This window comes from Pseudomonas sp. J380, from assembly GCF_009827115.1.
Taxonomy (GTDB): domain Bacteria; phylum Pseudomonadota; class Gammaproteobacteria; order Pseudomonadales; family Pseudomonadaceae; genus Aquipseudomonas; species Aquipseudomonas paracarnis.
Map to the genome: position 1 here is coordinate 4614618 of NZ_CP043060.1, position 12035 is coordinate 4626652.

General features: G+C 58.3%; 13 protein-coding genes. 5 read left to right on the forward strand and 8 right to left on the reverse strand.

Translation table 11 applies throughout. The features are described 5' to 3' along the window. The first annotated feature begins 113 nt into the window (after positions 1-113). The 3 genes from FXO12_RS20815 (at position 114) to fdhA (ending at position 3112) form a co-directional block, all read left to right on the forward strand. Entirely contained in the window at positions 114-746 is a 633-nt protein-coding gene (locus FXO12_RS20815; protein ID WP_014720232.1) for a sarcosine oxidase subunit gamma, read from the forward strand. Between the two features lie 125 nt (positions 747-871). Next, positions 872-1729: a formyltetrahydrofolate deformylase gene (gene purU / locus FXO12_RS20820; protein ID WP_005792124.1), complete on the forward strand. Its 858-nt coding sequence runs from the start codon at positions 872-874 to the stop codon at positions 1727-1729. 183 nt (positions 1730-1912) lie between these two features. After that, positions 1913-3112: a formaldehyde dehydrogenase, glutathione-independent gene (fdhA, locus tag FXO12_RS20825; protein WP_014720230.1), complete on the forward strand. Its 1200-nt coding sequence runs from the start codon at positions 1913-1915 to the stop codon at positions 3110-3112. Positions 3113-3169: 57 nt separating this feature from the next. Here fdhA and FXO12_RS20830 read toward each other — a convergent pair whose 3' ends face one another. The 7 genes from FXO12_RS20830 to FXO12_RS20860 all read right to left on the reverse strand — a co-directional run bounded on the left by FXO12_RS20830 (position 3170) and on the right by FXO12_RS20860 (position 9770). Continuing rightward, complete coding sequence (locus tag FXO12_RS20830; RefSeq protein ID WP_372241999.1) at positions 3170-4354, reverse strand: efflux RND transporter periplasmic adaptor subunit; 1185 nt, start codon at positions 4352-4354, stop codon at positions 3170-3172. A 73-nt stretch (positions 4355-4427) separates the two neighbouring features. Beyond that, a complete protein-coding gene (locus tag FXO12_RS20835) occupies positions 4428-5837 on the reverse strand; it encodes a TolC family protein (protein ID WP_232458739.1) in 1410 nt (469 codons plus the stop codon). 4 nt (positions 5838-5841) lie between these two features. Further along, positions 5842-6924: an ABC transporter permease gene (locus FXO12_RS20840; RefSeq protein WP_372241955.1), complete on the reverse strand. Its 1083-nt coding sequence runs from the start codon at positions 6922-6924 to the stop codon at positions 5842-5844. Between the two features lie 116 nt (positions 6925-7040). Further along, the gene (locus FXO12_RS20845) at positions 7041-7751 is read right to left on the reverse strand and encodes an ABC transporter ATP-binding protein (protein ID WP_057976543.1); all 711 of its coding nucleotides are present in this window, start codon (positions 7749-7751) and stop codon (positions 7041-7043) included. A 163-nt stretch (positions 7752-7914) separates the two neighbouring features. Further along, the gene (locus FXO12_RS20850) at positions 7915-8394 is read right to left on the reverse strand and encodes a hypothetical protein (protein ID WP_054896760.1); all 480 of its coding nucleotides are present in this window, start codon (positions 8392-8394) and stop codon (positions 7915-7917) included. Positions 8395-8623: 229 nt separating this feature from the next. Continuing rightward, positions 8624-8986 (reverse strand): hypothetical protein, encoded by a 363-nt coding sequence (locus FXO12_RS20855; RefSeq protein WP_057976545.1) that lies wholly within the window; start codon positions 8984-8986, stop codon positions 8624-8626. 325 nt (positions 8987-9311) lie between these two features. Beyond that, positions 9312-9770, reverse strand: a complete 459-nt coding sequence (locus FXO12_RS20860) for an anti-sigma factor domain-containing protein (protein WP_034128870.1) — start codon at positions 9768-9770, stop codon at positions 9312-9314. Positions 9771-9906: 136 nt separating this feature from the next. On the opposite strand from FXO12_RS20860, the gene FXO12_RS20865 reads away from it, so the two are divergent. After that, positions 9907-10479: a DUF2780 domain-containing protein gene (locus tag FXO12_RS20865; RefSeq protein ID WP_034128869.1), complete on the forward strand. Its 573-nt coding sequence runs from the start codon at positions 9907-9909 to the stop codon at positions 10477-10479. Here the strand turns inward: FXO12_RS20865 and FXO12_RS20870 are convergent. After that, positions 10476-11360, reverse strand: coding sequence for an acyltransferase (locus FXO12_RS20870; RefSeq protein ID WP_034128868.1), 885 nt, complete (start codon positions 11358-11360; stop codon positions 10476-10478). The genes FXO12_RS20865 and FXO12_RS20870 overlap by 4 nt on opposite strands. Before the next feature lie 171 nt (positions 11361-11531). On the opposite strand from FXO12_RS20870, the gene FXO12_RS20875 reads away from it, so the two are divergent. After that, entirely contained in the window at positions 11532-12032 is a 501-nt protein-coding gene (locus FXO12_RS20875) for an ATP-dependent zinc protease (RefSeq protein ID WP_014720226.1), read from the forward strand. The last annotated feature ends 3 nt before the right edge of the window (positions 12033-12035 follow it).

A 12035-nucleotide genomic window follows, 5' to 3' on the forward strand; every position in this document is an offset into this window, starting at 1 on the left:
CGTGGGAATGCATTCCGGGGCGCTCTGCGCCCCAAGGGCGGACGCAGAGCGTCCATGGCGGCATTCCCACGCAGAGCGTGGGAACGATCAACAGAATTCAGAACAGGTGCTTTATGACAGCAGCCAATGTTTACCAACAACGCCCCACCACCGGCGCCAAGGCCGAGTCGTCGCTGCACCATGCCGACCTTGCCAGCCTGGTCGGCAAGGGCCGCAAGAACGCCGGCGTGACCGTGCGTGAAAAGAAACTCCTCGGCCACCTGACTATCCGTGGCGATGGCCACGACGCCGCCTTCGCCGCCGGCGTACACAAGGCCGTCGGTATCGAACTGCCCGGCCCGCTGAGCGTGGTCTTCAAAGGTGAAACCAGCCTTCAGTGGCTCGGCCCGGATGAGTGGCTGTTGATTGTGCCGAGCGGTGAAGAGTTTGCCGCCGAGCAAAACCTGCGCGCCGCCCTGGGCGACCTGCATATCCAGATCGTCAACGTCAGCGGCGGCCAGCAGATTCTTGAACTGAGCGGCCCGAATGTGCGCGATGTGCTGATGAAGTCCACCAGCTACGACGTACACCCCAACAACTTCCCGGTCGGCAAAGCCGTGGGTACGGTGTTCGCCAAGTCGCAACTGGTGATCCGTCATACGGCTGAAGACACCTGGGAACTGCTGATCCGTCGCAGCTTCTCGGATTACTGGTGGTTGTGGTTGCAGGATGCCTCGGCTGAGTTCGGCCTGAGCGTTGTCGCATGATGATCATTCCCACGCTCCGCGTGGGAATGCATACCGGGACGCTCTGCGTCCCAAAAGCGGACGCAGAGCGTCCATGGCGGCATTCCCACGCAAAGCGTGGGAACGATCAGCCTGAGGAGTGACCCATGAGCCGCGCACCCGATACATGGATTTTGACCGCCGACTGCCCCAGCGTGCTCGGCACGGTGGACGCGGTGACCCGCTACCTGTTTGAGCAAGGCTGCTACGTCACCGAGCACCATTCGTTTGATGACCGCCTCTCGGGTCGGTTTTTCATTCGTGTTGAGTTCCGTCAGCCTGACGGCTTTGACGAACAGGCGTTCCGCGATGGCTTGGCCACCCGTGGTGAAGCCTTTGGCATGATCTTCGAACTGACGGCGCCGAACTACCGGCCCAAAGTGGTGATCATGGTCTCCAAGGCCGATCACTGCCTCAACGACCTGCTGTATCGCCAGCGCATCGGCCAGCTGTCGATGGACGTAGTCGCGGTGGTGTCCAACCATCCCGATCTGAAGCCCTTGGCTGATTGGCACCAGATTCCCTACTACCATTTCCCCCTCGACCCCAACGACAAACCGTCCCAGGAGCGCCAGGTGTGGCAAGTGGTGGAAGACACCGGCGCCGAACTGGTGATCCTTGCGCGCTACATGCAAGTGCTGTCACCAGAGCTGTGCCGCAAGCTGGACGGCAAGGCCATCAACATTCACCACTCGTTGCTGCCGGGCTTCAAGGGCGCCAAGCCTTATCACCAGGCGTACAACAAGGGCGTGAAACTGGTGGGCGCCACGGCGCATTACATCAACAACGATCTGGATGAAGGGCCGATCATCGCCCAAGGCGTGGAAGTGGTGGATCACAGCCACTATCCCGAGGATTTGATTGCCAAGGGGCGGGATATCGAAGGGCTCACATTGGCGCGGGCGGTGGGGTATCACATCGAGCGGCGGGTGTTCTTGAACGCCAATCGCACCGTCGTTCTTTAGATCACTATCGCAGGCAAGCCAGCTCCCACATTCCTGGAGGTGTGAACCCGATCCACTGTGGAAGCTGGCTTGCCTGCGATGAGGCCCTTACAAGCAACACAAGAAACAGCATCTGTACCCGAGCACTTAACGCGCTGCCCCAAGGGCAACGCAGTTCCATAAAAACAACAGCGAGGTGAAAGCATGTCTGGTAATCGTGGTGTCGTGTATCTCGGCAACGGCAAGGTCGAAGTACAGAAAATCGACTATCCCAAAATGCAGGACCCCCGTGGCAGGAAGATTGAGCACGGCGTCATCCTGCGCGTGGTCTCCACCAACATCTGCGGCTCCGACCAACACATGGTGCGTGGGCGCACCACGGCCCAGACCGGCCTGGTGCTCGGTCATGAAATCACCGGTGAAGTCATCGAGAAGGGCAGCGACGTCGAGAACCTGAAAATCGGCGACCTGGTGTCCGTGCCGTTCAACGTCGCGTGCGGCCGCTGCCGTTCGTGCAAGGAACAACACACCGGCGTCTGCCTGACCGTCAATCCTGCCCGTGCCGGTGGCGCCTACGGCTACGTGGACATGGGCGACTGGACCGGCGGCCAGGCCGAGTACGTGCTGGTGCCGTATGCCGACTTCAACCTGCTGAAACTGCCGGACCGTGACAAGGCCATGGAGAAAATCCGTGACCTGACCTGCCTCTCCGACATCCTGCCCACTGGCTACCACGGCGCTGTTACTGCCGGCGTCGGCCCAGGCAGCACTGTCTACATCGCGGGTGCCGGCCCGGTGGGTCTGGCGGCTGCCGCCTCCGCTCGCTTGCTGGGTGCAGCAGTGGTGATAATCGGCGACGTCAACTCGATCCGCCTGGCCCACGCCAAGGCCCAGGGTTTTGAAGTGGTCGACCTGTCCACCGACACCCCGCTGCACGAACAAATCGCCGCGTTATTGGGCGAGCCCGAAGTGGACTGTGCCGTTGACTGCGTGGGCTTCGAAGCACGCGGCCACGGCCACGACGGCGTCAAGGCCGAAGCCCCGGCCACCGTGCTCAACTCGCTGATGGGCGTGGTACGTGTGGCAGGCAAGATCGGTATCCCAGGCCTGTATGTAACCGAAGATCCAGGTGCTGTCGATGCCGCCGCGAAAATGGGCAGCCTGAGCATTCGCTTTGGTCTGGGCTGGGCCAAATCCCACAGCTTCCACACCGGGCAGACGCCAGTGATGAAGTACAATCGCCAACTGATGCAGGCGATCATGTGGGACCGTATCAACATCGCTGAGATCGTCGGCGTGCAGGTGATCAGCCTGGATGATGCGCCACGTGGCTATGGCGAGTTCGATGCGGGTGTACCGAAGAAGTTTGTGATTGATCCGCACAAGCTGTTCAGTGCGGCGTAAAGGCAAAGCAAACAAAGGGCGACCCGCGGGTCGCCCTTTGTTTAACAAAGACGCGCATCATTCTCGCGATGAGCTGCCAAGGCTCACCTGTCCGGGTGCAAGACCAAAAACTTCTACGCCCTCGGCGTTGGCATGGCCCACCTCTACGATCCGGCGTTCAATCGGCTGGCCCTCGCCTTTACGGTAAATCACGACCATTTCACTGCCTTCCTGGCTTATCGCTTCGGGCGCCACGATGATGGCCTGTTCATTGTGGTAGGCCGTGATGTTCAGGCGTGCGCTCATACCGGGACGGATACGCTTGGCCTGTCCTGGCGTCAATGCCGCCACGCTCAGTGTGACGGGAAACAGTGCACTGTCACCGGGGTCATCGCTGGGCAAGGCCAGGTTGCCGACCGCTTGCACATGGCCAAGCAGCGGCTCGCCGAGAAATCCATCACCCAGGATTTCAACGCGCTGTCCCGGTTGCAGCTGGTTGATATCCAGCTCGGATGCCGTAGTGACGATCTTCAGTGTTTCGGTATTGGCCAAACCCAGCAGAGCCTGATTCTGACTGACCCTTGAGCCGGTCTGTACGAGAGGCGTTACTTCGGCCCCTTGTGCGGCATTTACAGGAACAATAACGCCGGTGAACGGTGCTACCACGACTTGTTTGGCAATCAACCGTTGCAGCTGTTCGTACCTCACCGTGGCATTGGTCAGCTCCATTTCGGCAATCTGCCGAGCCTGCCCTTTCCCTTCGTCTAATAACGCGTTCAGCTCGTTTTGAGCGCTGCTGCGTTCAAGTCGTTGCAACTTCGTTTGCTGCTCCAGTTCGTCAAGTTCGTTGCGCGCAATAATGCCGCGTTCGAACAGATGGCGGTTTTCTCGTAGCCTGCCTTCCAGGTTGCTCAGTGAGATGTCGGCGGTGCGTAACGCACGACGCGCTCGTGTGACTTGAGTGCCGTTTTCCCAATTGTTCAACTCGTGCACGGTTCGTTGGGCTTTGAGTTGCCCGGACAGGGCTTCGCGTAACTGCAGCTCGATCAGCGTAGGGTCCATGCTCAGAAGCGCTTGGCCTTTCTGTACCCACTGGCCCTGTTCGGCTTCGAGGGACTGGATAACGCCTTCGAATGGTGCGTTGAGCACGATGGTTTGGATAGGCTCGAATTTTCCGACCAGGCCGATATGTAGCGTCATTGGCTTGGTTTGCACGCTCACCCATTGCGGTGCGGGGGGCGGCGCAATCGCAACTTTTTTCACGATCAATGCAGCGCCAATCAACGCTATCAGCATCATCGAACCTATGCGCCAATAGTGCGAGTGACAGGCCTTTTCAGTGTGGGCCTTCAAGTGCAATCTCCCATTTTTCCAAGGTCATGCCGAGGGTTTCGTCCAATTGCGTCTGGGCGTTCAGATACGCGATGAGTGCGTTGATACGTGCATTTTCCGCATCGCGCAGATCGTTTTCGAAACTGATGATTTGAAAATTGCTGGAGCGCCCGACGCTGAGTTTTTCGCGCTCGATGTCCAGCTTGCGCGTGGACAGTTCGTTGGCACGCAGGGCGATTTCATATTGACGCCAGCGGGTGCCCAGTTCGCGCACTACGTTGCTGACGTTGCGTTCCAATTCTTGACGGGCGTCGGCGATTAGCAACTGCTGTTGTTCTACATTGATACGCGCACGTGTCTGCGCTTGGCGGGTGCTGATGTCGCCAATGGGGATTTCCAACTGAAGGCCGGTATAGCTTTCCCAGCGCCGAGCAGAGCCGGTGCCTGGGTGCTCACGCACCTGACTGGCACCCGCCACCAGAGAGAGGTCCCAGCGAGCGGCATCCTTGGCGAGGATCATGTCCAACGCGGCCTGCTGGCCATTGAGCAATGTGGAGAGGTACTGAGGTTGCTGAGCTTGCGCCAGGTGTATGGCTTGTGGCAGATCGACCTCCAGTGGAGTTGCCTGTACGGCCTCGGTGGCCTGAATGTTCGTGGACAAATCCAGTGCCAGCAGGCGCAGCAGGGCGAGGCGTTGAATATCCAGCTGGTTTTGCGCTTCTTCGACACTCAGTTCCTGGACGGCGATGTCAGCTTCGGTCTGCACGATTTCAAATTGAGCCATGCGCCCGGCGTTGATCAGTGCTTTGTTCACCGTCAACAAGGCCCGCGCCCTTTGAAGCGACGCCTGGACGATGCCCAGTTGCTCCTGAGCCCTGATCAGCTCCCGATAGGTTGTGATGATGGTGGAGACCGTTTGAGAAATATTCGCCTTGAGGTTCAGGCGGTTGGCTTGCTCTGACAGTCTTGCGAGCCGCAGGGGGGCGGTGGTGACATCCGGGCCGGATCCGCGCAATAACGGTTGGATTATTTCCAGGTTTATCCCGTCGCTGCGCAGGTGGCCCACCTGCTCGGAATGGTTGAGCTGCTGGGTCCATCCCACGTTCAAGCGCGTGCCGTACTGTCCGAGCAACGTAGCCGTGGGGGTAAGTGCTAGTTGACGAGCTTGGTCTTCGCTGCTTCTGATGTTTGTGTATTCACTCTTGAGCAAGAGTTTTGGCTTGAACGCGTCCTCAGCCACGCGCAGGTCGAATTTTTGGCCCTCCCTTTGCAAGTAAGCGCTGCGTATTTCACGGTTGTTGCGCAGGCCAAGGTAAAGGGCATCCGCCAGACTCATGCCGATAGTCTGCTCGCTTAACAGCGAGGAGGCTTTGGCATTCTGGACACACAAGAAAAACGCTGCGGTCAGCACCAGGTATCTACTCGTCTTCACGCAGCGCTTCCACAGGTTGTAGCCGCGAGGCGGAAAGGGCGGGGTAAAGCCCAAAAAACATACCGACTACTATCGCGCTGCCAATGCCCAACGGCACCGACATTGGCGACAGCGCGAAGCTCCATCCCGATACACGGGCATAAATGAGCGCCAAGCCGACGCCCAGGATGGCTCCGGTAAATGCTCCCAAGGTGGTCAAGGTCAGTGCTTCGATCATGAACAGGTTGCGGATATCGCGGGGACGAGCGCCCATGGCCATGCGCAAACCGATTTCTCGACGCCGTTGCGCGATGCTCATCAGCATGACGTTCATCACCCCGACACCACTGGTGATAAGCGAAATGCCAGCGAGGGCGGCTAGCAGATAGGTGAAGGTTCGATTCTGTTGGGACAGGCCGTCGATGATCTGCTGGGGGACCAGAACGTCGATGTCCTGGCCGGGAAATAGCTGTCTTAATCCGTGTTTGAAGTCGGACGCCACGCTACCCATAGGACGCGCGCCCGGAGCACGTGCGAAAACGTGGGTGACTGGCGCCCAAGCTTGTAGTCGGCTGACACCTTGCAGTGGAATAAACATGGAGGTGTTGGGGTCGAACGGAGCAATCGCCGACGCAAACCGTGGATGCAGAACGCCTATGACTTGGAACAGTGCATGTTGCACTCGTAGTGTGTCGCCTATGCGCACCGGCGTGCCAGCGCTGGAGAGTTCATCGGCGAGCTGGCGGCCTATCACTGCATGAGTGGCTTGGTCATCGAATTCGCTCAGAAAACGCCCTTCATGCACTTCCAAGCCCAACGCCTGTTTCAGTGGGGGCGTTGAGCCGATCAGTTGGATAGAAATGTCGCGCCCCTTGAACGTCACTGAGTTGCCCATCAGGGCAACGGGTGCAATGTTCACTAAATCAGGGACTTTATTGCGCAGTTGAGTAATGCCTGCGGGCAGCGGCGAGGTTTGCCTCGTATCTGCGGCATTTGAAACCTGTGCAACTAGTGTATCGACACCCATTCCCTGGAAGATTGCAGCGGCTTCTTCGGCGGCGTTGTGACCGATATTGATGAGGGCGACCACCGAGCAGCTCCCCATGACGACGCCGAGAAGGGAGAGCACTGCGCGTTTGCCCAAGGTCCGCAGGTTTGTTCTGACGTCATGTATCAGGTCGCGAAAAGTTTGGCTCCCGCCGCTCATCAGTTCTGACACGGTTCGTGCTCACGCAGGGTTCGGTCCTGAACGAAGATTTGTCTGTCCAGGCGCGCGGCGATGTCTAAATCATGGGTGACGACAATCAGCGTGACGCGGTGCTCACGATTGATTGCCAGCAACAATTGCAGAATGTCGTTTGCCGTGCGGCTGTCCAGATTGCCAGTGGGCTCGTCCGCGAGAATCAGGGAAGGCTCCCCCACGAGAGCTCGCGCAATTGCGACTCGCTGTCGTTGGCCGCCAGACAGATCGGCGGGGAGGTGATGTGCCCGGTGGCTGAGGCCGACCTGGTCGAGTCTGTGCATGGCACGCTGCAGGGCTACTCGCCGGCCAAGGCCACGGTAGGAGAGAGGCAAGGCGACGTTGTCCAGTGCGCTGAGGCGTGGCATCAGGTTGAAGTTCTGGTAGATGAAGCCTAGGTGTCGGTTGCGTAACACGGCCAGTTGATCCGGTGTCGCCTTGGATGTGTCGTGTCCGTAAAACTCATACCGCCCTTCATCAGCCCGGTCCAAGAGGCCGAGTATGTTAAGTAATGTGCTCTTACCTGAGCCCGAAGTGCCAAGCACGGCACAGTGGTCACCTGCGTTTATCTGCAAGTTTATGTTCTCAAGAATTGAGATGGGCTGTTTGGTAAGTTGATAATACTTGCATACGCCCTGCAGCGAGAGGGCGAGCGGGGGGGCAGGGATCACGAGCATTTGAAGTTCAGGATGTTCGATAAAAGAGGCGGGATGGCGACAATGTATTTGACTGTTCGCATGCAAACAAAAAACCGTGTGCGAGTTGTCTTTTCATTTGGCTAGGTGCCTGACGCCGGTGCTTTTGTAAATGCAAGAGCACCAGCGGCGAACAATCAGCGGCTTAGATCGAGATAAAGCATCTAGGGTCGGACCCGGACTTATCAAATATCATCTCAATTTCCGCACTTCGCAAACCGGGGTTATAGTTGGCCATTTTCAAATCATGCCATTGCCTGTCCTGCTTCATGGCATCTGCTGACTTTGTCACGCGGGTTCCATTTCGGCTGACGGTCTTGATATTGACATTGGCTTTGCTTCTGTCGGTGTGCCCGTCGGTTTTCACAATTCGGTACCTGTCTACGCGCACGTAATGTATGGTACTTCCGCTACCGGCAATAACGCCTTGAACGTAGCCGACAAACTTCCCAGTGCTGCATGAATGAGAAAATGCTGATTCAGTGACAGCTTGATTTGAGAAAGAGTTTCCAATCGGAACAGTGATGGTGCCGATAGCGCTCGCTAACCCGCTCGCACTTGCAACGGCCGGAAGGCCGAACAGCGCAATTGCAAGTAGTCCGGGTTTTAAGAAGGATTTAAACATGTCGTTCTCCGAAAAATTCATTGCTGTTTTCGGCACTTCGTGAGGGGCCTGGCCCGTGGCTTGGTTGTTGTTAGAACGGGTTGGCTGCAGTCTGATAGTTTTCTATTGTTAGTTAAGTAGGACTTGTCTGAGGTTTGCTATTTCCAGCAAACCCGCTTCTACAGGTTCTTTGGAAACTGCCAGTTGATGCGCAAGCAAACAAAGGGCGACCTGCGAGTCGCCCTTTGCATCACTTAAGCGCCGTCAACCGCAAATAGGGATCGGCCACCTCACCGTTTTTTATCAAACGTTTTCCACCGTAATCACAGTGCACCTTACCGTCGCGCACGTTGATGGCTTCTGCCTGCAGTGCGTATTCCGGGTCCAGAAAATCATCGTTGGTCCCGGCGGTTTGCCCCGTCCATGTTTTGCCTTGGGTTTGGGCTGAATACTGATAGCCCTCGCCATAGGGCGGCGGCAGGTCGGGGTCTGTGTAGGGTTTTGAATGGATGTCGCTGACGGCAGGGCATTGGCCCGTGTCGATGGCTGCGTTGCTGGCTGGCAGGTTGTAGGCGGTGACTAGGGAAAAGAGATTAGGTACCCATCCGATCATCGTTATAACTCCTTGTCCACGAGGTAGTCCTCCCTGCTCTGCGTTGGGAGGCCGATCTGGGTGGGGCGTTACACGGGTTAGGTTCCTTGGAAGCTGCTACAGCAGGTTACGGGACATGCAACGGGTCGGCCGGTGAGTCTGCAAATGAGACCATCTCTGGGAGCAGGCTCGCCCGCGAAGGCGATGTGTCAGTCACTGCATTATCGCTTTCGCAGGCAAGCCAGTTCCCACATTTGATCTTTGTTGCTTTGAACATTGCGTTCGCTTAACAGATCGGCATCAGGGCAAGCCCACTCCTACATTTAAACCGAGTGTCAGCCGGTGATTAGCGCGTGGCCAGGGCGCCTTGGTAGACCGTCGGCCCTGTCGGTTGCTTGCTCACCGAGCCACCCTTGGTTTCCGAACTCACCATCAGCTCCACCGGCTTGCTGATGCTTTCTTGCTGGCGCGGATTCAGGCCGATGATGCCTTTGCCATCCTCCGGCAGCAGGCCAAGGGATACCGGTGTGCCGTCTTTGGGAATCGCCCAGAGTTCAAGGCTTTGGTCCGGTGCTGGCGCCGTGGAGGCAATCGGCTGCACTTCCAGGTAATCCTTGTGGGCCATGATTTGTGCGGCTGGCTGCTGGGTCGTGGTCACCAATGTCGCCGCGGATTTGACGCTGTCCTGGGTGTAGAGCGCGCCGCCGATACCGGCAACCACCACCACGCAGGCGCCGATGAACAGGCGAGGGCGGCTCCAGAACGCAGGCTTGTGCTCAATCACTGGGGGTTGGATCGCAGTCATAAGTCTCTTCTCGACAAATTTTGTAGTCAGTTCATGGACCCGCTTATCCCCGATGGGTTCCTCAGGGGCTCCGGAACAACCGACGGGATACCCAGTCCAACGCCTGCGTTTACCCCTATACCCAGAGGTTGTTTCGATGAAGATTTCACGCGGTTTTGCCCTGTCCTGCCTGTTGACCGTGGCCGCCGGCCCGGTGTTCGCCGCAGGTTTCAGCCTTGGCGATGCAGCCAATGCCATTTCCGGCATGCAGGGTGGCAACAACAAGGCTGCCGCCGCCGCGCCCACCTCGGAGACGGCCGACCTGCTGACGGCCTTGACCTCGCAACTGAACATCACCCCCGAGCAAGCAGTGGGCGGCACGGGCGCCATGCTGGGCCTGGCCAAGAACAAACTCAGCGGCAACGACTTCTCGCAGTTGAGCAGCACTGTACCGGGCCTCGACAAGTTGTCAGGTAATAACGCATTGGGCAGCCTCGGAGCCCTGAGCGGGATGCTCGGCCAAACCGGTGGCAGCAAGACCAGCGGCCTGGACGGCCTGTTGGGCAACGTGAAAAGCACCAATGACTTGAACACCGCCTTCAGCGCATTGGGCATGGACAGCGGCATGGTCGGCCAGTTTGCCCCGGTGATCCTGAAATACCTGGGCGGCGAGGGGGCCAGCAGTTCCGTGCTGGGCAAATTGGCTCAGGCCTGGGGCACCGGCAGCTAAGGTTCTTGGCGCAGTTGTTCGATGCGCGCATCCTTTTCCATCCAGAGCTGGTTGACCCAGTTCTGGACGGTCTGGCGAAACGCCGGATCGTTCTCGTAATCCCCTTGCCACAACGCCGGGTCCAGTTCGCGGGTACGGATATCCACGATCACCTTCGGCACTGCGCCGCTGATCAAGTCCCAGAACCCCGGAATCTTTTGCTGCGGATACACCACGGTCACGTCGAGGATCGCGTCCAGTTGTTCGCCCATCGCCGCGAGCACAAATGCCACGCCGCCCGCCTTGGGCTTGAGCAATCGGGTAAACGGTGACGCCTGCTGCTTGCGCTTGGCCTCGTTGAACCGCGTGCCCTCCAGGTAATTGACCACCGTGACCGGCTGGCGCTTGAACAGCTCGCAGGCCTCTTTGGTGATCTTCAAATCCTGCCCCGCCAGCTCCGGGTGCTTGGCCAGGAACGCCTTGGTGTAGCGCTTCATGAAGGGGTAATCCAGCGCCCACCAGGCCAGGCCGAGGAAGGGCACCCAGATCAGTTCTTTTTTCAGGAAGAACTTGAAGAACGGCGTGCGCCGGTTCAATGCCTGGATCAGCGCGGGAATATCGACCCAGGATTGGTGGTTGCTGATCACCAGGTAAGAGGTATCGCCGCGCAGGTCTTCGCCACCGCGAATATCCCATTGGGTGGGGATGCACGCGGCGAAGATCAGCTTGTCGATCTCGGCCCAGGTTTCGGCGATCCACATCACCGCCCATGAGGCATAGTCACGCGAGCGCCCTGGCGCCACCAGCTTGAGCAGGGCGAAGACCATCAAGGGGCCGATCAGGATCAGCGTGTTGAATAACAGCAGCAGTGTAACCAGACAGCCGGTGAGCAGGCGGCGCATAAGCAACTCTTGGAATTCTGTGGGCGGGCCATGATAAGCAAGGTGAGTCTAGAGGCCAAATCGCAAATTGCCCGACGAATGTTTCACACTGTGCGCGATATGCTCGGTCATCCAACTAAGTGCTGTGTTTGCGGTCTAGACTCCGCCCACTTCTTTCGAGGAAATCCTGCCGTGAAATTGCTCCTTGCCGCGTTCGCCCTGGTTGCTGTGCCTGTCATGGCCGCCGAACCGACCCTCTACGGTCGCTACGAATACATCCAGTTGCCGGAGATCGGCCAGACGTTCAAGGCCAAGATGGACACCGGCGCGCTGACCGCCTCGCTGTCGGCGCGCGACATCGAAACCTTTCAGCGCGACGGCGATGACTGGGTGCGCTTCCGCCTCGGCGGTGAAGACGCGGGTAACAAGGTCTATGAGCACAAGGTGTCGCGCATCAGCAAGATCAAGAGCCGCGCCGACGAAGATGATGACAAGGACGAAGCCAGTGTGGCCAAGCGCCCGGTGATCGATCTGGAGATGTGCCTGGGCGACGTCAAGCGCACCGTCGAGGTCAACCTCACCGACCGCAGCAGCTTCAACTACCCGCTGCTGATCGGCGCCAAGGCCTTGCGTGAATTTGGCGCTGCGGTAAACCCGGCACGTCGCTACACTGCCGACAAACCGGACTGCTGATTG

Bases quoted from the DNA above. Each gene is read 5' to 3' on its own strand.
- purU (WP_005792124.1), top strand. From the start codon at position 872: ATGAGCCGCGCACCCGATACATGGATTTTGACCGCCGACTGCCCCAGC.
- FXO12_RS20870 (WP_034128868.1), bottom strand. From the start codon at position 11,360: ATGCGCCGCCTGCTCACCGGCTGTCTGGTTACACTGCTGCTGTTATTC.
- FXO12_RS20855 (WP_057976545.1), bottom strand. From the start codon at position 8,986: ATGATCGGATGGGTACCTAATCTCTTTTCCCTAGTCACCGCCTACAAC.
- FXO12_RS20860 (WP_034128870.1), bottom strand. From the start codon at position 9,770: ATGACTGCGATCCAACCCCCAGTGATTGAGCACAAGCCTGCGTTCTGG.
- FXO12_RS20845 (WP_057976543.1), bottom strand. From the start codon at position 7,751: ATGCTCGTGATCCCTGCCCCCCCGCTCGCCCTCTCGCTGCAGGGCGTA.
- fdhA (WP_014720230.1), top strand. From the start codon at position 1,913: ATGTCTGGTAATCGTGGTGTCGTGTATCTCGGCAACGGCAAGGTCGAA.
- FXO12_RS20865 (WP_034128869.1), top strand. From the start codon at position 9,907: ATGAAGATTTCACGCGGTTTTGCCCTGTCCTGCCTGTTGACCGTGGCC.
- FXO12_RS20815 (WP_014720232.1), top strand. From the start codon at position 114: ATGACAGCAGCCAATGTTTACCAACAACGCCCCACCACCGGCGCCAAG.
- FXO12_RS20850 (WP_054896760.1), bottom strand. From the start codon at position 8,394: ATGTTTAAATCCTTCTTAAAACCCGGACTACTTGCAATTGCGCTGTTC.